The organism is Amycolatopsis orientalis DSM 40040 = KCTC 9412 (assembly GCF_000478275.1).
GTDB classification, from domain to species: domain Bacteria; phylum Actinomycetota; class Actinomycetes; order Mycobacteriales; family Pseudonocardiaceae; genus Amycolatopsis; species Amycolatopsis orientalis.
Genome location: NZ_ASJB01000009.1, coordinates 149,160 through 173,748 on the forward strand (window position 1 = coordinate 149,160; position 24,589 = coordinate 173,748).

Annotated in this window: 24 protein-coding genes; 3 read left to right on the forward strand and 21 right to left on the reverse strand. The window is 69.9% G+C overall.

Going from position 1 to position 24,589, the window contains the following annotated elements; all coding sequences use genetic code 11:
* Positions 1 to 7: 7 nt before the first annotated feature.
* The 4 genes from L324_RS01950 to L324_RS01965 form a co-directional block, all read right to left on the reverse strand.
* The gene (locus L324_RS01950; protein WP_037303580.1) at positions 8 to 865 is read right to left on the reverse strand and encodes an NAD(P)-dependent oxidoreductase; all 858 of its coding nucleotides are present in this window, start codon (positions 863 to 865) and stop codon (positions 8 to 10) included.
* A gap of 122 nt (positions 866 to 987) precedes the next feature.
* Positions 988 to 1,566: a TetR/AcrR family transcriptional regulator gene (locus L324_RS01955; RefSeq protein ID WP_037303581.1), complete on the reverse strand. Its 579-nt coding sequence runs from the start codon at positions 1,564 to 1,566 to the stop codon at positions 988 to 990.
* A 49-nt stretch (positions 1,567 to 1,615) separates the two neighbouring features.
* Positions 1,616 to 2,362, reverse strand: a complete 747-nt coding sequence (locus L324_RS01960; RefSeq protein WP_037303582.1) for a maleate cis-trans isomerase family protein — start codon at positions 2,360 to 2,362, stop codon at positions 1,616 to 1,618.
* A 22-nt stretch (positions 2,363 to 2,384) separates the two neighbouring features.
* Positions 2,385 to 6,185, reverse strand: coding sequence for a non-ribosomal peptide synthetase family protein (locus tag L324_RS01965; protein ID WP_037303585.1), 3,801 nt, complete (start codon positions 6,183 to 6,185; stop codon positions 2,385 to 2,387).
* A 177-nt stretch (positions 6,186 to 6,362) separates the two neighbouring features.
* On the opposite strand from L324_RS01965, the gene L324_RS01970 reads away from it, so the two are divergent.
* Positions 6,363 to 7,229, forward strand: a complete 867-nt coding sequence (locus L324_RS01970) for an alpha/beta hydrolase (protein ID WP_037303586.1) — start codon at positions 6,363 to 6,365, stop codon at positions 7,227 to 7,229.
* Here L324_RS01970 and L324_RS01975 read toward each other — a convergent pair.
* The 6 genes from L324_RS01975 to L324_RS02000 form a co-directional block, all read right to left on the reverse strand.
* Positions 7,198 to 8,256, reverse strand: coding sequence for an NAD(P)-binding domain-containing protein (locus tag L324_RS01975; protein WP_037303587.1), 1,059 nt, complete (start codon positions 8,254 to 8,256; stop codon positions 7,198 to 7,200). The genes L324_RS01970 and L324_RS01975 overlap by 32 nt on opposite strands.
* A gap of 65 nt (positions 8,257 to 8,321) precedes the next feature.
* Complete coding sequence (locus tag L324_RS01980) at positions 8,322 to 8,954, reverse strand: SRPBCC family protein (RefSeq protein WP_037303588.1); 633 nt, start codon at positions 8,952 to 8,954, stop codon at positions 8,322 to 8,324.
* 22 nt (positions 8,955 to 8,976) lie between these two features.
* Positions 8,977 to 9,831 carry an FAD binding domain-containing protein gene (locus L324_RS01985; RefSeq protein WP_037303589.1) on the reverse strand — a complete coding sequence of 285 codons (855 nt, stop codon included), beginning with the start codon at positions 9,829 to 9,831 and terminating at the stop codon, positions 8,977 to 8,979.
* Complete coding sequence (locus L324_RS01990; RefSeq protein ID WP_037303590.1) at positions 9,828 to 12,266, reverse strand: xanthine dehydrogenase family protein molybdopterin-binding subunit; 2,439 nt, start codon at positions 12,264 to 12,266, stop codon at positions 9,828 to 9,830. The genes L324_RS01985 and L324_RS01990 overlap by 4 nt, the downstream gene beginning before the upstream one ends.
* Positions 12,266 to 12,796 carry a (2Fe-2S)-binding protein gene (locus L324_RS01995; RefSeq protein ID WP_037303592.1) on the reverse strand — a complete coding sequence of 177 codons (531 nt, stop codon included), beginning with the start codon at positions 12,794 to 12,796 and terminating at the stop codon, positions 12,266 to 12,268. Before L324_RS01995 ends, L324_RS01990 begins: the two co-directional genes overlap by 1 nt.
* A gap of 197 nt (positions 12,797 to 12,993) precedes the next feature.
* On the reverse strand, positions 12,994 to 13,932 hold the full coding sequence (locus L324_RS02000) for a threonine ammonia-lyase (RefSeq protein WP_037303594.1): 939 nt from the start codon (positions 13,930 to 13,932) through the stop codon (positions 12,994 to 12,996).
* Positions 13,933 to 14,002: 70 nt separating this feature from the next.
* Here L324_RS02000 and L324_RS02005 point away from each other — a divergent pair, with 70 nt between their 5' ends.
* Positions 14,003 to 14,482 (forward strand): Lrp/AsnC family transcriptional regulator, encoded by a 480-nt coding sequence (locus tag L324_RS02005; RefSeq protein WP_037303597.1) that lies wholly within the window; start codon positions 14,003 to 14,005, stop codon positions 14,480 to 14,482.
* Here L324_RS02005 and L324_RS02010 read toward each other — a convergent pair.
* From L324_RS02010 to L324_RS02020, 3 genes are all read right to left on the reverse strand, one after another.
* Complete coding sequence (locus L324_RS02010; RefSeq protein WP_037303598.1) at positions 14,460 to 15,572, reverse strand: XdhC family protein; 1,113 nt, start codon at positions 15,570 to 15,572, stop codon at positions 14,460 to 14,462. The two genes, L324_RS02005 and L324_RS02010, sit on opposite strands and share 23 nt — an antisense overlap.
* Entirely contained in the window at positions 15,565 to 16,668 is a 1,104-nt protein-coding gene (locus L324_RS02015; RefSeq protein WP_037303600.1) for a vWA domain-containing protein, read from the reverse strand. Before L324_RS02015 ends, L324_RS02010 begins: the two co-directional genes overlap by 8 nt.
* Positions 16,669 to 16,749: 81 nt before the next feature.
* Positions 16,750 to 17,961, reverse strand: a complete 1,212-nt coding sequence (locus L324_RS02020) for an FAD-dependent oxidoreductase (protein WP_081736166.1) — start codon at positions 17,959 to 17,961, stop codon at positions 16,750 to 16,752.
* Positions 17,962 to 18,061: 100 nt separating this feature from the next.
* Between L324_RS02020 and L324_RS02025 the strand changes: the two genes are divergently transcribed.
* Positions 18,062 to 19,096, forward strand: coding sequence for a nucleoside hydrolase (locus tag L324_RS02025; protein ID WP_037303684.1), 1,035 nt, complete (start codon positions 18,062 to 18,064; stop codon positions 19,094 to 19,096).
* On the opposite strand, the gene L324_RS02030 is transcribed toward L324_RS02025, so the two are convergent.
* The 8 genes from L324_RS02030 to pcaH form a co-directional block, all read right to left on the reverse strand.
* Positions 19,093 to 19,677 carry a TetR/AcrR family transcriptional regulator gene (locus L324_RS02030; protein WP_201769629.1) on the reverse strand — a complete coding sequence of 195 codons (585 nt, stop codon included), beginning with the start codon at positions 19,675 to 19,677 and terminating at the stop codon, positions 19,093 to 19,095. The two genes, L324_RS02025 and L324_RS02030, sit on opposite strands and share 4 nt — an antisense overlap.
* 73 nt (positions 19,678 to 19,750) lie before the next feature.
* Positions 19,751 to 20,623 (reverse strand): AAA family ATPase, encoded by an 873-nt coding sequence (locus tag L324_RS02035; RefSeq protein WP_037303606.1) that lies wholly within the window; start codon positions 20,621 to 20,623, stop codon positions 19,751 to 19,753.
* A gap of 31 nt (positions 20,624 to 20,654) precedes the next feature.
* On the reverse strand, positions 20,655 to 21,224 hold the full coding sequence (locus tag L324_RS02040; protein WP_037303609.1) for a nucleotidyltransferase family protein: 570 nt from the start codon (positions 21,222 to 21,224) through the stop codon (positions 20,655 to 20,657).
* Complete coding sequence (locus L324_RS02045; RefSeq protein ID WP_037303611.1) at positions 21,217 to 22,023, reverse strand: IclR family transcriptional regulator domain-containing protein; 807 nt, start codon at positions 22,021 to 22,023, stop codon at positions 21,217 to 21,219. The genes L324_RS02040 and L324_RS02045 overlap by 8 nt, the downstream gene beginning before the upstream one ends.
* A 94-nt stretch (positions 22,024 to 22,117) precedes the next feature.
* The gene (gene pcaC / locus L324_RS02050; protein WP_037303613.1) at positions 22,118 to 22,522 is read right to left on the reverse strand and encodes a 4-carboxymuconolactone decarboxylase; all 405 of its coding nucleotides are present in this window, start codon (positions 22,520 to 22,522) and stop codon (positions 22,118 to 22,120) included.
* Positions 22,519 to 23,298 (reverse strand): 3-oxoadipate enol-lactonase, encoded by a 780-nt coding sequence (gene pcaD, locus L324_RS02055; RefSeq protein WP_037303616.1) that lies wholly within the window; start codon positions 23,296 to 23,298, stop codon positions 22,519 to 22,521. Before pcaD ends, pcaC begins: the two co-directional genes overlap by 4 nt.
* 7 nt (positions 23,299 to 23,305) lie before the next feature.
* A complete protein-coding gene (gene pcaG / locus L324_RS02060) occupies positions 23,306 to 23,854 on the reverse strand; it encodes a protocatechuate 3,4-dioxygenase subunit alpha (RefSeq protein ID WP_037303619.1) in 549 nt (182 codons plus the stop codon).
* Positions 23,854 to 24,588, reverse strand: a complete 735-nt coding sequence (gene pcaH / locus L324_RS02065; protein ID WP_037303621.1) for a protocatechuate 3,4-dioxygenase subunit beta — start codon at positions 24,586 to 24,588, stop codon at positions 23,854 to 23,856. Before pcaH ends, pcaG begins: the two co-directional genes overlap by 1 nt.
* Position 24,589 lies beyond the last annotated feature (1 nt).

A 24,589-nucleotide genomic window follows, 5' to 3' on the forward strand; every position in this document is an offset into this window, starting at 1 on the left:
GAACGCGCTATTCGAAGCTGGCGAAGTAACCGGCGGCCATGTCCTCGTCGCCGTGCCCGGCCTGGGACGCGCGGGCGAAGCGGGCGCGGCCTGCTTCGATGACGTCCATCCGGATACCCGCGCGGGCCGCGGCTTCGAGCACCAGCCGGGCGTCCTTCTCCGCGTTGTCGACGGAGAAGGCGGTGGTGTAGTCGTTCTTGAGGATCGCGGCGGATTTGCCCTGGAAGTAGTCGTTGTCCATCGGGCTGCCGGTGACGACGTCGACGAAGTGCCGCGGGTCGACGCCGAGGCCTTCGGCCAGGGCGAGTGCCTCGCCGACGCCGTGGGTCAGCGCGAGCACCCAGGTGTTCAGCACCAGCTTCAGCCGGCTCGCGGCGCCGGAGCGGCCGTCCTCGCCGACCCACAGCGTGCGCTTGCCGATCGCGTCGAACAGCGGCTGGACGGTGTCGCGCGCCTCGGCCGCGCCCGCCGCCATCACGATCAGCTGGCCTTGTTCGGCGGGCTGGCGGGTTCCCTGCACCGGCGCGTCGACGAAGACGAGGCCCTGCTCGTCGGCGTGGGCGACCAGTTCGCCGACGGCCTCGCCCACGGTGCTGAGCTGCACCCAGATCGTGCCGGGGGCGGGGGCGGCCGCGCGGATCGCTTCGAGCACCGCCGCGCCGTCCGTGAGGACGGTGATCACGACCGCCGCGCCCTCGACGGCTTCCGCCGGACTCGCGAAAGCCTGGACACCGTCCCCGGACAGGGCTTCGGCCTTGGCCGCGGTGCGGTTCCAGGCACGTACGGTGAATCCGGCCGCGCTCAGGTTGCGGGCCACCGGGGCGCCGATGATGCCGGTGCCGAGCACCGCGACGGATTCCGTCATGTCCTGCCTTCACTCCTTGTCCAGGGCCAGGGATCGGCCCGGCCTTGATGGAACGTTCGTTAAAGAACGCTTTCACGGGAAATCCGCGCTGAGGCGGGGCGGGGGTTACGAGACCTGGAACATCAGAACGCCTGGATGGTGGTTTCGACGACCTGGGCGAGCGCCCGCCGGTCCGCGGTCTTCCCCAGTACCCGCAGGCCGTACATCGCGGCGAGGGTGAACCGCGCCAGCGCCCGCGGATCACGTTCCGCGCCGATCTCGCCCTCCCGCCGTGCGGCGGCGAACTCGGCTTGGAACGCGTCTTCCACTCTTTCGAAGTTGTGACGGACGCGGGCGGTGACCTCGTCGTCGATCCCGCCGAGTTCGAGGGCGGCGTTGACGGCGAGACAGCCACGGTGCCCGTCCGAGGAGCCCGTCTCGTCCTCGACCACGTCCATCAGCACGCGCCGGATCCGCTCCCGGATGGTGCCGGGGGCGGTCAGCATCTCCTCCACCCGGGTGGCCGACGTTTCCTCGTACCGGCGCAGCGCCTCCTTGAACAGCCGCTGCTTGCTCGAAAACGAGTGGTACAGGCTTCCCCGGCCGAGGCCGGTACCTTCGACCAGGTCCTGGGCCGAAGTAGCCGCGTACCCCTTGCGCCAGAACGTGCCGACGGCGGCGTCGAGCACCTCGGTGGGATCGAATCCCTTGGGACGGGGCATACCGCCAGCATGGCACGTTCTGTAATGCCCGGTCAAATACCCGCCCGGCTCAGTGCTCCGCCAGCAGGGAGCCGAAGCCGCGGATCCGGTCGCCGATCCCGTTCTGGCGCAGCGCGTGCCAGTACAGGACGGTGTTGTTCGAAAGGACCGGTTTGCCGAGCCAGAATTCCGCGGCCGCGGCCAGCCGAGACATCGCGACATTGGTCCCGACCTGGACGATCGCTTCGACGTCGGCGCTGTCGATCTCCTTGACCGCGTCCCGGAGTCCGGTCTCGGAGACGTGGGAGATCTTGGCCGGGCTCGGCATTCCGAGGCCCTGGACGCTCAGCAGGTCGTAGCCGCTGTCGGTGAAGAACCGGCTCACCGAATCGTCGCCGACCGGCAGGTACGGCGTGATGACCGCGATCCGGCGGACGTCGTGGGCGGACAGCGCCGCCTTGATCGCGTCCGGGCTCATCGTCACCGGCCTGCCACCCGCGGCCTCCCGCATCGACGCCAGCACGCGGCCCTGCGTTTCCGTTCCCTCCCAATAACTTTCCGGGGAGACCCCGATGATCACGCAGCCGGGATCGCAGCAGGCGACACTCCGGATCGCCGGATGTGTCGAGGACCGGATGCCGCGCATGACCCGGTCGAAACCGGGCTCGTCGACCATCGGGTCGTCGTCGATGAGCATCCGGCCCGTGTGGTTGGTGACGCCGTCGGGGCGCATCGCGTCCAGTTCCGGCTGGGCCGAGGTGTTGGTGGACGGGACGACGACACCGACCTTGAGGCGGGGACCGAGTGAGTCGGTCACTGCTGGTTCTCCCTTCGTCGGTTCAGCATGCGGTCCGGGCACGGATCGCCGAGACCAGTTCGGCGACCCCGTGCTGCTTCAAAACGCTGTAGTGATCGCCGTCGAGCGTGATCACCTCCGGTGGCGTGGCCGAATACCCGGAGCTGTTCTCGACGAACGAGTAGTCGTCGCCTTCGGCTTTGAAGAGGGTCACCGGAGCCTCGATCCGCCGCCGCGCCAGTTCGCGGAAGCCGTAGTCGAACTCGTAGGTCTCCTCGACGATCCGGATGATCCGCCGGATCAGCCGTTCGTCGAGGCCGGGCAGCAGGTCCGCCACGAAAGCCACGAAACCTTCTTCGTCGCGGACGGTTTCCCGGCAGGCCAGCGGTTCCGGCCCGGAGATCGACCCGATGAAGACCGAGAGCAGGATCGTCAGGTACGCCGGGTTCGTGTAACTCGCCACCCGTTCGCCGCCGCCCCCGACTTCGGGGTTGCCGGGGCAGATCAGCAGCAGGTCGTCCACGCGCTGCCCCTGCTGTTCCAGCTGCCACGCCGCTTCGAAGGCGACACGGGCGCCGAACGAGTAGCCCCACAAAGTGTAAGGCCCCTCCGGCTGGACTCGCCGGATCTCGGCGACGTCGGCCTTCGCCATCTCCTCGACGGTGGCGTAGGGCGTCTCGTCCGCGTTGACGCCGTGGGCCTGCACTCCGTAGAACGGCCGTCCCAGGCCGTTTTCCGTGGCCAGCGGCCGCAGGTTCATCGGGTAGCCGCCGAGTCCCGGCCAGCAGAACACCGGACTGCCACCGCCGGCCGCCAGCGGGACCAGCCGCGAAGACGGCGTGGCGGAGTCCTCGCCGATGCGGGCGGCGAGATCGGCCAGCTTCGGGCACTCGAAGACGACCTGGAGCGGCAGCCGGATGCCGTACTCGCGATTGATCCGGTTCACCAGGGAAACCGCGATCAGCGAGTTGCCACCGGCGGCGAAGAAGTCGTCGCGCACCGAGACGTCGTCGTACTTCAGCGCCTTGCCCCACACCTCGGCCAGCCACCGCTCGTGGTCCGTCGACGGCGCGACGTACGGCGTGTCACCGCTCGCGGAGCGGACGGCGCCGGACTCCGCCAGCGCCTTGGCGTCGACCTTTCCGTTGGCGGTCAACGGCAACTCGTCCAGCACCAGGACGCGGTTGGGGACCAGGTAGTCCGGCAGGGTCTGGGCCAGCTCGTCCCGGATGATCTCCGCCGGGCCCTTCATGTGCACGGCGTCCTCACGCATTCCCTCACTGCGCAGCTGCTCCTGGCTCACCTTGCCACCGAGGAAGAAGTACGACGGGCCGGGCGCGATCCCCTGTCCGGCGAGGATGTCGTCGATCCGCCGGGCGGCGGGCAACGGGTTGCCGCTCTTCGAGCTGTAACCCGAGGACATGAGGCCCAGCGCCGAACCGTTGCGCTGCAGGTGATGCAGCTTCGTGCCGAGACCGAGGTACTCGAGCCGTTCGTCGTTCGCGCGGCTGACGGCGGTGATCCCGAAGGCCGCGCGACCGTACACCTGCTGGTTGATCGCGATCACGTGTCTGGCCTCGATCAGCTTGCCGGAAAGCCGCTCGAAATCTCCGTCCCGCCACCGGTAGGTACCGGCGGGCAGCCCCTCGACCCGGTCCGGATGGGCCTGGACGAACAGTTCGGTGTCGTCCCGTCGCGGCCTGCCGTCGTTGGCGTGCCAGGAGAACGTGCCGAGGTAGTGGTCGTCGTCGGCGGCGCCGAGGCGTGCGGCCACCCCGGGGTCGTCCGCCGAAGGGCTGATCGTGAGGCCGTATCCGGGCAGGATCTCCTCGAAGACGCCGACCATGTGGCCGGCCTCGAATTCAAGGACCTCACGGATGTTGTTCTTGTAGACCGGTTCGATGGCCGCGGTGCGGCCGATGAAGTGCACCGAGTGCCCGGCGCGCGTGCTCGGCCCGACGTGGACCAGCGTGTGGTCGATCGGGTGGTAGTAGTGGATCCCGGCGCCGATCCCGCCGAGGCCGCTGGTCTCCAGGTACACCTGCGTCGCGTACAACGCGCCGGGCGAGGCGTAGGCGTACTTCGGCAGCAAGCGCTCGTCGCTGCGGAACTCGCCGAACCACCGCAGCAGTTCGCCCAGTTCGGCGAACGAGAGGTCGCCGGGTGCCCGGGAATACGAGCTGACCGGGCCCGGCGTCAGGAGCGCGGCGAGGTCGTCGCGGGTGACCGTGCCGCCCTCGTAGTACCGGTAGGTCTTGCGCGCGAAGACCTCTCGCCGCTGATGGCCGGTCTCCCGCTTTCCCGGCAGCGCGAGCACCGGACGGCCGTCGAGATCGGCGGCGGAGCGCACTCCCGGATGGGACAGCTGCGCCTTGACCTGCAGTTTGCTGGCCTTGGACTGGTGATGCCCGCCATGGTTGCCCTGGTCCATCAGCGCGGCTTCCCGCGGATTCAGTTCCACGCAGGCGACGAGCGCCTTGGAGCCGGTCCGCGCGTCGTCGGTCACCACCGCCGCGGCCCGGCGCACCCAGGTGTGCTCCTCGATCGCCACGGCGATCTCGTCCAGTTCGACGCGGTGCCCGCGCAGCTTGACCTGGTTGTCGGCACGGCCGACGAACTGGAGGGTGCCGTCCGGGTTCCAGTAGACGAGATCCCCGGTGCGGTACAGCCGTTCCGTCGGCACGAACGGATTCGGCACGAACCGCTCGCGCGTCTGCTCCGGCCGGTTCAGATAACCGCGGGCCAGCTGGACCCCGCCGATGTACAGCTCACCCGTCTCCCCGATGTCGACCGGGGCGAGCCGGTCGTCGAGCACGAAGCACTGGGTGTTGTCGACCGGCACGCCGATCGAGATCGTCCCGGCGCCCTCGTCGATCGTGTCCGGATCGACGAGCTGGGCGGTCGCGTTGATCGTGCATTCGGTCGGCCCGTAGAGATTGACCAGCCGCGCCGACGGCAGCTCGCGGGTGAGTTCCTTGGCCAGCTGACGCGAAAGCGCCTCGCCGCCGGAGAACAGCTTCCGGACCGTGGTGCAGGTCGCGAGGCGTTCCGTGTCGAGCAACGCCTGCAGCAGGGTCGGAACACACTGCAGGGTGGTGACGTCGTGCTTCACCACGGTGTCGATCAGGGCTTCGGGATCCCGGAACGCTCCGGGCGCGCTCATCACCACTCTGGCGCCCGCGGCGGGCGCCAGGATCTCCCACTGCGCGGCGTCGAAGCTCATCGGTGTCTTCTGCAGCACTGTGACGCTCGCGTCCAGATGACCGCATGCCTGTAGCCAGCGCAGCTGGGAAACGACATTGCGGTGCTCGATCATCACGCCCTTCGGCTTGCCGGTGCTGCCCGAGGTGTAGATGACGTACGCGAGCGAGTCCGGCCGGGGGCCGCGCGGAACCTCACCGGTCGCGCCGCGGGCGTCGGCCACGGACACGATCCGCGTCCCGGCGGGCACCAGCCCGGCGAGCCGCCCGGCGAGATGCGGCTGCGTGACGACGACGCCCGCGCGGCTGTCGTCGAGCATGTAGCGCAGCCGCTCTTCCGGGTATTCCGGGGACAACGGCAGATAGGCGGCGCCCGCGGTGAGAATTCCCCACGCGCCGATCATCAGGTCCGCGGAAGGCTCGACGTGCAGGCCGACGAGATCGTCCGTGCCGATCCCCAGACCGGCGAGATGGACGGCGAGTTCCCGGCTCTTTTCTTCGAGCAGGCGAAAGGTCAGTTCCCGGTCACCGCCGACCACGGCCGAAGCCTCCGGCCGCGTTGCCGACCACTGCCGGAGCATATCCGGAAGGCAGGTCCCGGCCCGGATACCGGGCAAAGGCGCGGCGTTCTCGGTAGACGTCATGAAGCATCCCCCAGTGCGAATTCCGTCGTTTCTGTTTCCCCGGTCAAAGGAGTGGCGGAGAGCGGCCCGGGATACCGGCCGATAATCGCGAATCCGGAATACGCCCGGCCGACCATTCTTCCCCGCCCTTTGGGGCGACGGGTCTCTCAAGGGACGGAAATACGCCACACTCTAAGCATGATTCCCACTTTTGTCTTCGTGCACGGTTCGGGAAGTTCGGCGCACTCCTGGTCGGCCACCCAGCGGGAGATGGCGTCCCGCGGGCATCGGACGCTCGCGCTCGACCTCCCCGGTAGGGGCGCGGGTTTCACCAGGGCTTACCACGAACAGGACCTCGAAACCTTCGCCGCCGAGCCGTCGGTGATGAAAGACCTGACCGTGGACGACTTCACCGGGGCGGTCGTCGACGCCGTACAGCGGGTGCGCCACCACGGCCCGGTAGTCCTCGTCGCGCACAGCTTCGGCGGGCTGCCGGTCACCGCCGCCGCCAACGCGATCCCCGAACTGATCGACCGGCTCGTCTACGTCGCCGCCCAGTGCCCGGTGGACCGCGCGCCCGGGGACTACCCGGCGCTGCCCGAATGGGCGTCCGCCGGTCTCTTCACCGCGCTGGCCCCCCTTTTCGTCGGTGACCCGTCGCGCCAGGGATTCATCCGGATCAACTGGCGTGGCGCCGATCGCGCGGGACGGGCAGCTCTGCGCGACGCCGTCGCCGGTGAACTCACCGAGGAGGAGTTCCTCCAGGTCGTCGTGACGAGCCAGCCGGACGAGGTCTTCTGGCTGACCGACCCGGCGTGGGACGTGCGCGCCGACAAGGATTCGTGGGGCCGGATCCCGCGTACGTTCGTCCGGCTGACCGAGGATCGTTCGATGCCGCTCGCCGCGCAGGACCGCTACATCGCCGAGGGCGACGCGCTCACCCCGGACAATCCGTTCGACGTCCGTGACCTCGAGAGCAGTCACGCGGGTTTCCTCCGGAAGCCCGCCGGCCTGGCCGGGATCCTCGACGACCTCAGCGTCCGAGCAGCCGCCGGATCTCGGTGACGGCGGCGCGGCCCGCGCGGTTCGCGCCGACGGTGCTGGCGGACGGGCCGTAGCCGATCAGGTGCAGTCTCGGTTCGGCGACGACACGGGTGCCGTCCATCCGGATGCCGCCCCCGGACGCGCGCAGGCGCAGGGGCGCGAGATGGTCGATGGCGGCGCGGAATCCGGTTGCCCACAGGATGATGTCGGCGGGCTCGAAGGTGCCGTCCGCCCACACCACGCCGTCCGCGGTGATCCGCTCGAACATCGGGCGGCGGTCGAGGATCCCGGCGGCCAGCCCCGCCCGTACCTCGGGTGTCACCGCCAGATCGGTCACGCTGACGACGCTCTCCGGCGGCAGGCCCGCCCGGACCCGCCGGTCGACCTTGGCGACGGCCTCGCGGCCCCAGTCCTCGCTGAACGGCTCGTCGCGCCAGACCGGCGGGCGCCGGGTCACCCAGCGTGTCGACCGGGCATGGGGCGCGATCTCCAGCAGCAGCTGGACCGCCGACGCCCCGCCGCCGACCACGACGACGCGTTTGTTCCGGAAGTCACCGACACCGGTGTAGTCGGCCGTGTGCACCTGGCGGCCGCGGAAGGTCTCCTGCCCCGGATAGTACGGCCAGAACGGCCGGTCCCAGGTGCCGGTCGCGCTGATCACCGCACGGGCGGCCCACGTCTCGGCCGCGCTCGCGACGACCAGCCTGTCGCCCTCGGCGTTCACCGACAGGACGTCGACGGGGCGGTGGACCGGGAGGTCGTAGGTGCGTTCGAAACGGCCGAAGTAGTCGGAAACGACTTCGGCGGCGGGCAGTTTCGGATCCGGGACGCCGAAGGCCATGCCGGGGAGGTCGTAGACGCCGTGGACCTTCTCCATCACCAGCGAAGGCCAGCGGTACTGCCACGCGCCACCGGGTCGTTTGCCGTGGTCGAGCACGACGAAGCCCGCCTCGTTGGCGAATCCCGCCCGGCGCAGGTGATACGCCGCCGACAGACCGGCCTGGCCCGCCCCGATCACCGCCACGTCGACTTCGTGATCCGCCTTCATACCGGGTTCAACGGTGGCGGGTCCCGGATATTTCTCTTTGTGTCACAGCGCCGCCCAGGTCACATTCAGCGTTTCAGCGCCCGCACGATCGCGACGATCAGGAGCACCCCGGCGAGGGCGATCAGCACCGGCGCGGCCCGTCTGGCCACCGATTCGCCCGCGTACTCCATGAGGTCGATGGCCTCGCCCTCGGGCACCGGCTTGACCGCTTGCAACGGCGGGCGTTCCTCGGGCTTTTCCGGTTCGGGCTCGGGCGTGGTGGTGAGCTTGCCGGACAGACACTCCGCGAACGAGTCGAGGATCTTGCCGCCGACCTCGGAGATCATCCCGCGCCCGAACTGCGCCGGTTTGCCGGTGACCGAAAGATCCGTGGCGACGGCGCCATGGGTGACGCCTTCCTTCTCCGTCAAGGTGAGCGTCACCGTCGCCGAGGCCGTACCCGCGCCGCGGGCGTCCTTGCCGGACGCCTTGATCACCACCCGTTTCGCGTCCGCGTCCTTCTCGACGAACTCGCCGGACCCCTTGTAGAGCAGGGAGATCGGCCCGAGCTTGACCTTCACCGTGCCTTTGAAGGTGTCGCCTTCGACCCCGGTGACGGTGGCACCCGGCATGCACGGCGCTACCCGCTCCGGGTCGACGACGGCCCGCCAGACCTCGTCGGCCGGGGCCGGGACGGTGAATTCGTGGTCGAGCCGCACGGGCCGACCTCCCTTCTCTTCGTCAGGAACCCGCAGCGGCGAGAACCGCCCGTCCGGTCAGCACCCTGGCGAGGTGCTGCCGGTATTCGACGTCGGAATCGCCGTCGGCCGTGGGATTCGTGCCCTCGGCCGCGCGTTCGGCCGCGCCGCGGATCGCCTCGGCGGTGGCCGCGCAGCCGACCAGCGCCGCCTCGACCCCGGCCGCCCGCACCGGTGTCGAGCCCATGTTGGTGAGCGCGACCCGCGCCTCCTCGATGGTGCCCGCCTCGGTGCGGACACAGGCCGCGACCGCGACCATCGACCACGCCTGCGCGACCCGGTTGAACTTCTCGTAGTGGGCACGCCAGCCGGTGTGCTTCGGCACGCGGACCTCGACCAGGATCTCGTCCGCGGCGAGCGCGGTGGTGAACATGTCCTGGAAGAAGTCCGCCGCGGCCACCGTCCGCCGCCCGCCCGGCCCGGCGACGACGAGTTCGCAGCCGAGCGCGAGCACGGGGGCGAGCAGGTCACCGGCGGGATCGGCGTGCGCGATGGCACCGCCGAACGTGCCGCGGTGGCGGATCTGCGGATCGGCCACCGTGTCGGTGGCGGATTTGAGCAGCGCGGCGTGCTCGGCGACCAGCGCGTCCCGCTGGACGTCGTAATGCGTGGTCATCGAGCCGATGACCAGTGCGTCACCCTCCTCGCGGACACCGCGCAGCTCGCCGATCTTGCCGAGGTCGATCAGCGTGGTCGGCGTCGCGAGCCGCATCCGCAGCACCGGCAGCAGGCTTTGCCCGCCCGCCAGCACCTTGGCGTCCTCGCCCGCCTCGGCGAGCGCGCTGATCGCCTCGTCCACTGTGGACGGAGCGACGTAGTCGAACGGGGCGGGGATCACTGGGCACCTCCGGAAGCGTCGATCGAACCGAGACCGCCACCGGCTTCGGAGCCCAGCCCGCCCGCCGACGCCGTCCGGTGCTGGATGGCGTGCCAGACCCGCATCGGGGTCAGCGGCATTTCGATGTCGTTCACGCCGAAGTGGCGGACGGCGTCGATCACGGCGTTGACCACGGCCGGGGTCGAGGCGATCGTGCCTGCCTCGCCGACCCCCTTGGCGCCCAACGGGTTCGTCGTCGACGGGGTCTCGGTGCGGTCGGTGGTGAAGGAGGGCAGATCGGCCGCCGACGGGAGCAGGTAGTCGGCGAACGTCCCGGTGGTCAGCGTCCCGCCCTCGTCGTGGACGGCCTCCTCGAACAGCGCCTGCGCGATGCCCTGCGCGAGCCCGCCGTGCACCTGGCCTTCGACGATCAGCGGGTTGACGGCCACCCCGACGTCGTCGACGCAGACGTAGGACCGCAACCGCACCCGTCCGGTCTCGGTGTCGACCTCGGCCGCGCACAGATGCGTGCCGTGCGGGAAGGAGAAGTTCTCCGGATCGAACGTGTCCGCCGAATCCAGCGAGGGCTCGACCCCGTCCGGCAGGTTGTGCGCCGAGAACACGGCCCACGCGATGTCCTGGATCGACGTCGACGAATCCGTGCCCTTGACGGAGAACTTGCCCGCGTCGAACTCGAGGTCGTCTTCGGAGCATTCCATCAGGTGCGCGGCGATCGGCTTCGCCTTGGCGAGCACCTTGTCCGCCGCCTTCATCACCGCGATCCCGCCGACGACCAGCGACCGCGACCCGTAGGTGTCCATGCCCTTGTGCGAGGACTGGGTGTCGCCATGGATGACCTCGACGTCCTCGAACGGGACGCCGAGTTTGTCGGCGACGATCTGGCTCCACGCCGTCTCGTGCCCCTGTCCGTGCGCGGAGGCGCCGGTGACCACCTCGATCTTGCCGGTCGGCAGTACCCGGATCTCCGCGTGTTCCCAGCCGCCCGCCGCGTAGTCCAGCGAACCGAGCACCCGCGACGGCGCCAGCCCGCACATCTCGGTGAACGTCGAGATGCCGATACCGAGCTGGACCGGGTCGCCCGCTTCCCGCCGTTCCCGCTGTTCGCGGCGGAGGCCGTCGTAGTCGAACAGTTCCTTGGCCTTGGCGGTGGCCGCCTCGTAGTCACCCGAGTCGTAGGTCAGCCCGGCCACCGTGGTGAACGGGAACTCCTCGTGTTTGATCCAGTTCTTCTCCCGGAGTTCCAGCGGGTCCATACCCAGTTCGACGGCGAGTTCGTCCATCATCCGCTCGATTCCGAACGTGGCCTCCGGCCGCCCGGCACCGCGGTAGGCGTCGGTGAGCGTGGTGTTGGTGAACACGTTGGTGCAGGCGAAGTGGTACGCGGGGAACTTGTAGATGGCGTTGAACATGAACGCGCCGAGGATCGGCACGCCGGGGCCGACGAGGCCGAGGTACGCGCCCATGTCGGCGAGCAGTTCGACCTTGAGCCCGGTCACCGTGCCGTCGCGGTTCGCGGTGATGGTGAGGTCCTGGATCTGGTCGCGGCCGTGGTGCGCGGCGACCATCGTCTCCGAACGCGACTCGGTCCACTTGACCGGTTTGCCCAGCCGCCGCGCGATCAGCGTCGCCATCATCTCTTCGGGCAGCACGGCGATCTTGCCGCCGAACCCGCCGCCGACGTCCGGCGCGATCACCCGCACCTTGTGCTCGGGGAGGCCGAGCGTGGCCGCGGTCATCGTCTTGAGGATGTGCGGGATCTGCGTGGCCGACCACATGACCAGCTGGTTGCCGGTGGGGTCGACGACGCACGACCGCGGTTCCATGAACGCCGGGACCAGCCGTTGCTGCCGGAAGCGCCGTTTGAGCACGACCTCCGAGTTCGTGATCGCGTCCTCGACGCTCGATCCCGTTCCGGCGTCGGCGGAATCGAAGACCCAGACGGCGCTCTGGTTGGTCCCGAGTTCTTCGTGGACCAGCGGCGCGCCCTCGGCGAGCGCGTTCTCGAGCCCGAGAACGACCGGCAGTTCGTCGTAGTCGACGTCGATCGCTTCGAGCGCGTCGTGCGCTTCGGCCGATGTGCGGGCGACGACCACCGCGACGCCTTCACCGGCGAAGTTCACCGTGTCGGAGGCGAGGACGGGCCGCCTCGGCGATTTCATGTCGGGGGTGATCGGCCACGCGCACGGCATGCCGATGGCGCTTTCGGGATCGAGGTCCTTACCGGTGAACACCGCGACGACACCCGGCGCGGACTTCGCCTCGGTGACATCGATCGAGGTGATCCTGGCGTGCGCGAACGGGCTCCGGAGCACGGCGAGATGCAGCATCCCGGGCAGGGTCAGGTTGTCGGTCCAGCGGGTCCTGCCGGTGATGAGGCGCTCGTCCTCCTTGCGGCGGCGGGATTTTCCCACCTCCGGTTCGATCGTGGAGGTCATCACTCACCACCCGCGCCGACGCGGGACGCGGTGTCCGAGGCGAGCCGCTCCGCCTCGGGACCCGCACCGGGCCGCATCTGATGGGCGGCGTCGCGGACCGCGCGGACGATGTTCTGGTAGCCCGTGCAGCGGCACAGGTTGCCTTCGAGTCCTTCCCGGACGGCCTTCTCGTCCGGATCGGGATTGTCGGCGAGCAGGTCTATCGACTGCATGATCATGCCGGGCGTGCAGAAACCGCACTGGAGCGCGTGGTTCTCGTGGAAGGCCTTCTGCACCGGGTGGAGTTCGCCGTCACGGGCCAGGCCCTCGATCGTGGTGACCTCGCAGCCGTCGGCCTGGACCGCGAGTACCGAACAGGATTTCACGCTGTGCCCGTCGAGGTGGACGGTGCAGGCCCCGCAGTTGCTGGTGTCGCAACCGACCACGGTGCCTACCTTCCCGACCCGTTCGCGCAGATGGTGCACGAGGAGGGTGCGGGGCTCGACGTCGTCGGTGTAGCTGGTGCCGTCGACGGTGACGGTGATGCGCATCAGGCCTCCAAAAGCAAGAGAAACCCCGCGCTGGTCCGGGGTCGTTCGGGAGCGGCCGGTCATTCGGTTGTCACGGACCGACCCCGGAGCGACCGTGATCGGACTCACAGTCGAGCGTGCTACTTCGGGCAGGTATGGGCAACCCCCACCAGGGGGTGACTGGGTCTCGTGAGTGGTAATGACGGTTCTAACCGTCATTACCACTCACGAGGGCCGAGCACCGCCGGATCCGCGTTCGCCCCGGTGACCACGGTGGCGACCAGGTCACCCGGGAGGTCGTGCACGGTCAGCGCGGCCAGCCCGGCGGCGCCGGCGGGTTCCGGGACGACACCGAGGGTTTCCGCGCCCAGTCGCATGGCGGCACGCAGATCGTCGTCGTCGACCAGCACGAAATCGTCGACCAGTGAGCGCAGCCGCCGCACGGAGTCCGGTTGCGGTGTCCGGATCGAGATGCCGGCGGCGAACGAATTGGCCCGCTCGACGGTGACCGGCTCACCGGCCCGCCAGCTCGTCACCATGGCCTGCGCCGACTTCGCCCCGACGCCGACGATGCGGATGGCCGGGTACTTCGCCTTGAGCCAGAGCGCCACCCCGGCGATCAGCGCCCCGTCGCCGACCGGGAGCACGACCGTGTCGATCCCGCTCTCCGCCGCCAGTTCCAGGCCGATCGTGCCCGCCCCTTCCGAGATCGCGGGATCCCGCCCGTCGACCACGAAGACGCGGTCCGGGGCTTCGGCGGCGAAGGCGGCCGCGGCGTCCTTCGCCTCGCCGTCGACCCGGCGTACCCGCGCGCCCAGTGCCTTCATCCGCCGCAGTTTCACCGGCGAGACGTCGGCGGGGACGAACACTTCGGCCCGCAAGCCGCGTTTGCGGGCGGCGAACGCGATGGCCTGGCCGAAGTTGCCGCTGGTCCCGCACACCAGGGTCGTCCCCGGTTCCAGCCCGGCGGCGAAATACTCCGCGCCACGCCCTTTGAAGCTGCGCAACGGATTCAGCGTCTCGATCTTCACCAGTACCCGCCTGCCGAGCCGCTCGTTCAGCTGTTCGTCGCTGTACTGCGGGGAATTCAGGAAGACGGGATCGATCACCTTCGCCGCCTCGGCGACGTGGTCCAGCTGCAGGTCGATGTCGGTCATGAGGCCCAAACTAGGCCGGGAGCCGATCATCCCGATTGTAAATTTTCCCGCCCGCGTGCAAAAATCTTGCGTGCCTCTCGACGAGATCGACCACCTGCTGCTCGACCTCGTCCAGGTCGACGCGGCCCGGCCGCTGCACGAACTGGGTGACGCCGTCGGCCTTTCCCCGAGCGCGGTCCAGCGACGGCTGACCCGGCTGCGCGCCGCGGGCGTGATCCGCGCGCAGGTCGCCGTGCTCGATCCGGAGGCGCTGGGCGCCGGGATGGCGTCGGTCATCCTGGTCGCGCTGACCGACGACGACACGAAGAGCCACACCGCGTTCCGCGAGCGCATGCTGGCCGAGCCCCGGGTCCAGCACTGCTACAGCATCGTCGGGCAGTGGGACTACGTCGTCGTCCTGCTCACCCCGGACCTCAAGGCGAGCCGGTACCTGTCCAGGGAACTGTTCGACGAGCACGTCAAACGCTTCGAGACCCTGCCCGCCTTCGAGGTGGTCAAATCGAGTCAGTCGATCCCGGTGCCCGGCGTCAGCCGTGGATCCGGCCGGTGAGGTCGGCGAGCCGCGAACCCGACCCGCTCCACCGCAACGCGATGATCTCCGCCGCGATCGACACCGCCGTCTCCTCCGGCGTCCGCGCGCCGAGGTCGAGGCCGATCGGCGAGGACAGCCGTTCGAGTTCCGCCTCCGTGAGCCCGGCCTCGCGCAGCCGCGCGAACCGGTCGTCGTGGGTCTTGCGCGAACCCATCGCGCCGACGTAGCCGACGTCGAGGCGTAAGGCGACCTCCAGCAGCGGCACGTCGAACTTCGGGTCGTGGGTGAGCACGGCGATCGCGGTCCGGCCGTCGATCCGGCCCGCTTCCGCCTCCGCCTTGAGGTAGCGATGCGGCCAGTCGACGACGACCTCGTGCGCGTCGGGGAACCGGCTCTTCGTCGCGAAAACGGGCCGCGCGTCGCAGACCGTGACCTGATAGCCGAGGTACGCGCCCATTTTCGCCATCGCGGCCGCGAAGTCGATCGCGCCGAAGACCAGCAGGCGCGCGGGCGGCTCGAAGGAGTTGACGAAGACCGTCATCCCTTCGCCGCGACGCTGGCCGTCCGGCCCGTAGTGCAGTGTGCCGGTGCGGCCGCCGGCGAGCATGCCGCGCGCGTCGTCCACGACGGCGTCGTCCATCCGCGACGAGCCGAGCGAACCGGCGACGCGGTCCGGCCAGACGATCAGATGCTCCCCGACCAGTCCTGGCTGGTCGTGTTCGACCACCGTCACCACGGCGACCGGCTGTCCACTGTGGACCGACTCGACGACGTCGCCGAGTTCCGGCATCGAGTCGCGGTCGACGTGCTGGACGTAGATGTCGATGATCCCGCCGCAGGTCAGCCCGACGGCGAAGGCGTCGTCGTCGGTGACGCCGTAGCGCTGCAGCACGGGCGCGCGCTCGGCGACCACCTGCTGCGCGAGTTCGTAGACGGCGCCCTCGACGCAGCCGCCGGAGACACTTCCGGTGACGGTGCCGTCGGGGGCGACGAGCATCGCCGCGCCCGGGCTTCGCGGCGCCGACGAGAATGTCGCCACCACCGTGCCGACCCCCACCGCCTCGCCCGCCGCCCACCGGCGGTGCAGTTCGTCCAGTACGTCACGCATCGGCGATCTCCACAAGCAGTCGTTCCAAGGTGGCGAGGCTGTGCCCGGCCAGCAACCGGTCGAGGTACGGGAGCGCGGCCACGATGCCGGATTGCACGGGAGCGTAACCCGCCCGCCCCGCGTGCGGATTCACCCAGAATACGACGTGCGCGAGCCGCCGCAGCCTGGCGAGCTGCTCGCCGAGCAGTCCGGGGTCGCCGCGTTCCCAGCCGTCGGAGAACACGGTGACCACGGATCGCCTGGCCACACCGCGCTGCCCCCAGCGGTCGAGGAAGGCGCGCAGGGTCTCACCGAGCCGGGTCCCGCCCGCGAAATCGGGGACAGCGGCGGCCGCGGCGAGCATGGCGTGCTCGGGATCGCGCAGCCGCAGCTGGCGCGAAACCCGGGTGAGCCGGGTACCCAGGGTGAACACCTCGACCCGGCCGGGCGCGCACCGGGCCACGACGTGGGCGAACCGCAGCAGCGCGTCGGCGTACGGCCCCATCGAGCCGGAGACGTCGATCAGGAGGACGAGACGACGTGGCTTGGCGCCCCTCCGCCGGTACGCCAGCCGTACCGGTTCGCCGCCGCCTGCCAGCATCGCCCGGAGCGTACGAGACGGATCGAGGGTGCCCCGCCGGGCGGCGCGGCGTCGCGGCGACGACCGCAGGGGCAGGGCGGGGCGCAGGTTCGCGAGCAGTTCCCGCAGGTGGGCGCGTTCGGCGACGGTCAGTTCGGCGAGGTCGCGGTGCCGCAGGATCTCGTCCTCGCTCGCCGCCACGCGGAGCTGGTCGGGCTCCGCGCCGGACTCGCCCTGGCCTGGTGCCTGCACGAGGGTGGCGATCCTGGCTCGTCTCGAGGCCGCTTCCCGGCCTCGACGGCGTGGTCCGGCCTCCGTCGCGGTGAACCAGCCGTCGAACGCCGCGTCGTAGCGCGGGAGGTCGTCGGGGTCGGCGCACAGCGTCAGCCGTCCGGCCCAATACAGCTGTTCGGGATCGGCGAGGTCGACCTCGCCGACGGCCGCGAGGTACGCCTGGATCCGGTGCGCGTCGCACGGCAGGCCCGCTTCGCGCAAAGCCTCCGCGAAGCCGACGAAACCCGCCAAAGGATCGCTCACCCCCCCATTGTGCGCGCGTTTCGTCCTCTGGATGCGGTAGTTGCCCGCGCAACTACCGCATCCAGAGGACGAAACGCGGCGTCAGCGGCGGGCGAACACCGGGGTTTTCTCCCGCAGGGGGCCGATGCCGCCGAGGAAGGCGGCGACGCCGGTGAGCAGCGGGAAGCGATCCGAGAGCCGGAGCGGGAACGGCACCGTGGCGCCGGTCAGCGTCCCGTCGAGAGCGGGCTCGATGAGGATCTTGTGCTCCCCCAGTTGCTGCTTCTGGGCGAGTGAGACGGCCACGGACCGGCGGCGCTGCACCCGGGCGAGGTCACGCACGGTCAGCGTGCCGCGTAACAGGGGTGCGGCGAGGATCCGCGCGGCCGCCACCGCGTCCTGTACCGCGATGTTGACGCCCATCCCGCCGACCGGCGACATCGCGTGCGCGGCGTCGCCGAGGCACAGCACCCGGCCGGAGTACCACCGCGGGAGCCTGGTCATCCGGACCTTCAGCAGTTTGACGTCGTCCCAGTCACGGATCGCTTCCAGTTCGCCGTCTCCCCAGCCGAACAGGCCGCCGATCCGTTCACGGAACTTCTCGATCCCCTCGGCCCGCTGCGCCGCGTCCTCGCCCTTCCTGATCAGGTACGACGTCTGGTAGTAGTCACCGCGGTCCATGGTCACGCCGGCGAGCCCGCCCGCGAACCGGCCGAACACCTGGGCCTCCTTGCCGGTGTCGCGGAGTTTGGGCACCCGGACCCACCAGACGTCCATCGGTACCTCGTACTCCTCCGGCACGAGACCGGCCTCGGCGCGCACGAGGGAGTCACGGCCGTCGCAGCCGACCACGAGCGACGCGGCCACCTCCCGCTCGACGCCGTCGGAATCGCGGTAACGCACGCCGCCGCCCTCGCGCAGGCCCGTCACCTCCGCCCCCATGCGGAGGGTGAAAGTCGGTTCCTCGGCCGCGGCTTCGGCGAGCAGGTTGAGGAAGTCCCATTGCGGAACCATCGCGATGTACTTGTGCGGCCCGGGAATCCGGCTGAAGTCGGCGGCGACGACGGTCGTGTCGCCGATATGCATCCGCATCTTCTCCAGGCGCCGCGACGGCAGTTCCGCGAACCGTTCGCCGAGACCGAGTTCGTCGAGCAGCATCAACGTCGGGGGATGCACCGTGTCACCGCGGAAATCGCGGAAGAAGTCAGCGTGCTTCTCCAGGACCGTGACCTCGACTCCGGCCCGCGCCAGAAGCAGGCCGAGCACCATTCCCGCCGGACCGCCCCCCACCACACAACACTGTGTACGTTCCATAATCGAGTTGTAGCGCGCCCGGCGGTCCATCGCCATGGATTCGGCGCCGAAGAGGACCTTGGTCCTACTGGAAAACCGCGTTTCTCGCTACGGTGACGGCATGTTCTCGTCCCGTGCCCTGTTCGCCGTCCTGCTCTCGTGTGCCCTCGGCGTGGCCGCCGCCCCCGCCGCCTCCTCGGCACCGGCGTCCTCCCCGGTCCCGGTCGTCTACGACGGCGACTCCGATTTCGCCGACATCGCGACGCTCGCGTATCTGTGCCAGGCGCATAAACAGCGCCGCATCGACCTGCGCGCGGTCACCGTCACCAACAACGGCGCCGGAACCCCGGGACGCGCGCTGACCCACGTGCGGACGGCACTCGGGAAATGCGGTCTCTCCGGCATTCCGGTCGCCGACGGTTCCGACACCGGCGTGAACCCGATGCCCGCCGACGGCCGCGCCTGGACCGAGAGCATCCTCAACGGCGCGCTCGGCGACGCGGGAGTGCCGGATCGCCCGTCCCGGATCCGGGCGTCGACGCTGCTCGCCGCGACGGTGCTCAAAGCGCCGAAGCCGGTCGTCGTGATCGCGACCGGGCCGCTCACGAATGTCGCGAAGGCACTGAACGTTCCCGGTGTGGCGCAACGGATTTCGCGGCTCGCGGTGATGGGCGGCGCCTTCGACGTCCCCGGCAACCTGTTCGGTCCCGGCGCGGAGAAGTTCGACGGCACCCAAGAGGTCAACATGTGGCTGGACCCCGCGTCGGCGGACAAGGTCTTCGCCGGTGTACGCCGGGTGGACATCGTGCCACTGGACGCGACGAACGACGTCCCGATCACACCGTCCTATGTGGAGCGTCTGGGCCGGGAAGGCCGGACCGCGGAAGCGAAACTGGTGCACGCGATCGTCACCCAGCCCGATCTCACGCCGTACATCAAGGACGGGACGGCGTTCTGGTGGGACACGCTCGCCTCGTCCGAGGTGTTCGACGCGGTGAGCCCGGTGAAGCTGCGTCCGGCGAAGGTCGACGTGCGGCAGGACGGCGCCGCGGCGGGACGCACTTACGTGACACCGAAGGGAACGCCGCAGACCGTCGGCTACGACGCTGATCCCGTCGCCTACGAGAACGGCTTCCTGAAGATGCTGAACGGTTAACCGTCCTGGTGGCGCAGTCCGGCGATGAGGACTCCGACCATCCGGCGCGCGTCGTAGCGCGGATCGCTGTCCGCACCGATGCAGAGGTTCCCCACGGCGCGCAGGACCTCGATCGCCCGCAGGTCGGAGCGGATCTCACCCGCCCCGGCCGCGGCGTCGAGCAACCGGGCGCATACGGGCACGAGGGTGTCGAGGAAGTAGGTGTGCAGCGTCTCGAAACCGGCGTTGTCGGACTGCAGCACGGCGGCGAGGCCGTGCTTGGTGACCAGGAAATCGACGAAGAGGTCGATCCAGCGCCGTAGCGCCTCGTACGGGGAATCGCTCGACGCCAGTAGTTCCGGCCCGGCTTCGGCGCAGGCGTCGACCTGGTGCCGGTAGACGGCGACGATGAGATCGGCCCTGGTCGGGAAGTGCCGGTAGATGGTGCCCATCCCGACCCCCGCCTTGGCCGCGATGTCCCGGACCGGCGCCTCGACCCCCGAGGTGACGAAGACGGCGGCGGCGGCGTCGAGCAGGGTCTTCTCGTTGCGCCGGGCGTCGGCTCGTTTCGACCGGGTGGCGCCCTCGTCGGCGTTGCTCACCACGTCACTCCTCCCCCTCCCCCGCGGTTACCGGATCTTTGTTCCGCTTGGTCATGCTAACCCGGGCGGGCGATCAGGCGAGCAGTTTGTCCAGCTTGGCCCGCACCCGGTCGAGGTCTTCGCTGTACTTGAGGACCGAGCCGAGGGTGCGCGCGGCCACCGCGGCGTCCAATTCGGACTTACCCAGCGCGAGCAGTGCCTGAGCCCAGTCGATCGACTCCGCCACCCCGGGCGGCTTCAGCAACTCCATCTCCCGGAGCCGGTGCACCGCGGTCGCGACCTGGGTCGCGAGGGCCTCGCCGAGGTGCGGGACCTTGCGGCGGAGGATTTCGATCTCGCGGCCGAGGCCGGGATGTTCGAGCCAGTGGTAGAGACAGCGGCGCTTCAGCGCGTCGTGCACCTCCCGGGTCCGGTTGGAGGTGAGCACCACGAGCGGCGGATGTTCGGCCCGCACCTCGCCGAACTCCGGGATGGTCACCGCGTTCTCGTCGAGGAGTTGCAGCAGGAAGGCCTCGAACTCGTCGTCGGCCCGGTCGATCTCGTCGATCAGCAGCACACACGGCGCGGTCTGCAAGGCCTTCAGCAGCGGCCGGGAAAGCAGGAAACGTTCGGTGTAAAGGGACTGCTCCGCCGTCTCGACGTCGAGATGGCCGTTCCCGGAGGCTTCGAGCGCGCGCAGATGCAGTAGCTGGCGGGGGAAGTCCCACTCGTACAGCGCCTGTGCCGCGTCGATCCCCTCGTGACACTGGAGCCGGATGAGGGGCATGTCGAGCGCCTCGGCCAGTCCCAAGGCGAGCGAGGTCTTCCCCGTGCCCGGTTCGCCTTCGCAGAACAGCGGGCGGCCGAGCCGGAGGGCGAGGAACCCGGCCGTGGCGATGCCGTCGTCGGCGAGGTAGCCGACCGAGTCGAGGGCTTCGGCCAGTTTCTCCGGCGATGCGACGGTCACGCCCCGATCGTAAGCCTCGGGGAGCGGGAGATCAGCCTGGAAGATCCTCGCGGCGGTCCACGTCGCGACCGGTACCGAGGTCGCCGCATTCGACGAGCCGCAGGTCCGGGCGGCCCTTGAGCCAGTCACGGGCACCCTTGTCCCCGGACGCGCCCGCCACGATCTCCGGCCACCAGCGTCGGCCGAGGACGACGGGATGGCCGGGAACGCCGTCGAAGGCCGCCCGGGCGACGGTCTCCGCGTCGGCCCCGTCCGCGACCCGGCGCACGACGTCGGCGCCGACACCGGGCAGATCCACGAGGTGCACGACGACGGCTTCGGCGGTGGTCGTTTCCAGTGACCTCAGTCCCGCACGCAGCGACGCCCCCATGCCGGACTCCCAGTCGCCTGCCACGATGGCCGTCTCCGGGTCGGGCAGGAGCGCGCGGACCTCGTCGGCCGAGGCACCCAGCACCACGCGGATCGGGGCGCACCCCGCCTCAGTGAGCACGCGCAGTGCCCGGACGACGAACGGTTCGCCGTCGAGGACGGCCAGCGCCTTCGGCCCACCGAACCGGCGCCCGGCCCCGGCCGCGAGCAGCAGCCCGGCGACCTCAGCCACGTCCCGCCTTGCTCGGCGGCGCCGAGGCCAGATCGGTCTCGATGGCCCGGGCCGTCGCGAGCAGCGGCGGCAGCAGTTCGCGCTCGACCGACTCCGGTGTCGTACGGCTGGCGTGCGTGGACAGGTTGACCGCGGCCACGACCCGGCCCCGCCGGTCCCGGATCGGCGCGGCGATCGAGCGGAGGCCTTCTTCGAGTTCCTGGTCGACCATCGCGTAGCCCTGCCGGTAGACCCGCTCCAGCTCGGCGAGCAGATCCTGTTGCCTGGTCAGCGTGTGCGCGGTCAGTTTCTCGAGTTTGGCCGCGTCGAAGTAGCCGTGCAGGTCGGTGTCTTCGAGACCGGCCAGCAGGACATGCCCCATCGACGTCGCGTGGGCCGGGAAACGGGTGCCTACGTTGATGCTGACGGTCATGATCCGCGAGACGGCGACGCGGGCGACGTAGACGATGTCCATGCCTTCGAGCACCGAGACCGAGCTGGACTCGTGCACCTCGGCGGACAGCCGCTCCAGATGGGGCTGGGCGACCTCGGGCAGCGACAGGCTCGACAGGTACGAGTAGCCGAGTTCGAGGACCCGCGCGGTGAGCGAGAAGTACTTGCCGTCGGTGCGCACGTACCCCAGGTCGACGAGGGTGAGCAGGAACCGGCGGGCGGCCGCCCTGGTCAGCCCGGTGGAGCGGGCGACGTCGCTCAGTGTCAGCTCCGCCGCGTCCGCGTTGAACGCCTTGATCACCGCCAGCCCGCGTTCCAGCGACTGGACATGGTGCGCTCCGCGCTCGGTCACCTCGCCTTCGTCCATACGAGAACCCTAGGCCGTGTCCTGTGAGTCTGTTCGATGGGCTTCGAGGTCCAGGTGGTTCCTAAGACGGCGAACATGACTTGCAGGACGCGGCCTAGCGGCCACCCTCTTCCTGGGCGGCAGGCTCACCGAGTTCGGCCAGCACGCGCTGGGCGACGGCGAACGCCGCGTTGGCGGCCGGGGCGCCCGCGTAGACGGCGGTGTGCAGCAGGACCTCGGAGATCTCTTGCGCGGTGAGTCCATTGTGGACTGCTGCCCGGACGTGCATGGCGAGTTCGTCGTGGGCGTGCAACGCGGTGAGCGCGGCCAGGGTGACGCAACTGCGGGTCTTGCGGTCGAGGCCGTCACGCGACCAGACCGAACCCCACGCGCCCCGGGTGATGTAGTCCTGGAACGGGCGGCTGAACTCGGTGGTGCGGGCCACCGCGCGATCGACGTGCGCGTCTCCGAGGACTTCGCGGCGCACGCGCATCCCGGTCTCGTAGGCGTCGTCGCTCATCGGACCTGCTCCAGATGGTCGAGGATCAGCGCGGTGAAGGGTTCGGGCTTTTCGAAGTTCCCCAGGTGCGCGGCGCCTTCGACGACTTCGAGCCGGGCGTCCGCGATACCGCCCGCGATCACTTCGGCGTGCTCGACCGGGGTGGCCGGATCCTCGGATCCGGCGATGACCAGGGTCCGCGCCGCGATTTTGGGCAGGTCATCGACGAGGTCCATCTCTTCGATGGCCCGGCACGAGGCCGCGTAACCCTCGGCCGGGACCGCGGCGATCATCTCCCGCAGGTACGCCGCGCGGTCGGGATGGGCGGCCGCGTAGCCCGCCGTCACCCAGCGCCCGACTCCGGCCTCGGCGACCGCTCCGGTGCCGTGCTCCCGGACCGTCTCCGCCCGCTCCGCCCACATCCGCGGCGGTCCGAGTTTCGCGGACGTGCAGCACAGGACCAGGCTTTCGATCCGGTCCGGCGCGTGCGCGCCCAGCCACATCCCGGTCATCCCGCCGAGGGAGAGCCCGACGAAGTGGGCGCGTTCGGCGCCGTACTCGTCGAGCAGCGCGAGCACGTCACCGCCGAGGTCTTCGAGCGCGTACGGCCCAGGCGGCACCGGGGACGCGCCGTGCCCGCGGGTGTCGTAGCGGACCACCCGGAACCCTTTGTCCACCAAGGGTTTCACCTGTGGCTCCCACATGCGATGGTCACTGCCGAGCGATCCGCCGAACACCACGACGGGACCGTCCGCGGGCCCCTCCGCGACACTGTGCACCTTCACCGGCTCGGACATCGAAGACCTAGACATCGAAGAACACCGTCTCCCCCTCGCCCTGCAGGCGGATGTCGAACCGGTAGCCGTCGCCCGTCCGGGCGGCGATCAGCGTGCCCCGGCGGGTCTCCGGGACCGAAGCCAGCACCGGATCCGCGGAATTGTCGCTGTCCTCGAAGTAGATCCGGGTGACGACGCGGTGCAGAAGACCGCGGGCGAGCACCGAGACGTCGATATGGGGTGCCTGGGTGCTCCCCGCCGGACCAGGTACGGCGCCGGGTTTGATCGTCCGGATCTCGTAGTTGCCGTCCGGATCGGTCGGACAGCGTCCGAAGCCCCGGAACCCGCTCGCGACCGCTCCCCGCGGATCGTCGGGGTGATCGAACCGGCCGTCGGCGTCGGCCTGCCAGGTCTCGATCATCGCGTCCGGCACCGGATCGCCCGCGCCGTCGAGGATCCGGCCGTGGATGCGGATCGCGCCCGGCTCGTCCGCGGGGACGACGTCCGGCCCGTCCGGCCAGGGCAGGCCGATGGACAGGTACGGGCCGACGGTCTGGGAAGGCGTCGTCTCCGGCATCAGTGCTCGTCCTCCTCGTCCTCGAACACCGACGCCTCGCGGCCGCGGACGACGATGTCGAACTGGAAGGCCAGGGCCCACTCGGCTTCGGTGCGGTCGAGGTCGAACCGGGCGATCATCCGCTGCCGCGCCTTCTCGTCCGGGATGGAGTTGAAGATCGGGTCCTGCGGGAACAGCGGGTCTTCCGGGAAGTACATCTGCGTGACCAGCCGCTGCGTGAACGCGCTGCCGAAGACGGAGAAGTGGATATGCGCCGGCCGCCAGGCGTTGTCGTGGTTCTTCCACGGATACGCGCCCGGCTTGATGGTGGTGAAGGTATAGCGGCCTTCGCCGTCCGTCAGCGTCCGGCCCGCGCCGTCGAAGTTGGGGTCGATCGGTGACGGCCAGCGGTCGCCGGTGTGCCGGTACCGCCCGCCCGCGTTCGCCTGCCAGATCTCCACGAGCGAATCCCGGATCGGCCGTCCGTCGCCGTCGAGCAGCCGTCCGGTGACGATGATCCGCTGCCCCTGCGGCTCACCCGCGTGTCCCCGGGTGAGGTCGTTGTCGAACTCGCCGATCCGCCCCGGCCCCAGCGCGGGCCCGGTGACCTCGGTCAGCAGATGCGGGAGCACGATCAGCGGCTCCTTGGGGTGCCGCAGCGCCGTCGACCGGTAGCCGGCGTGGTCCAGCGGCGGATGCGTCCCCTCCGGATCGCGCCGGTAGCGCGGGAGCCTCAGTTCTGCGGGTGCGGACATG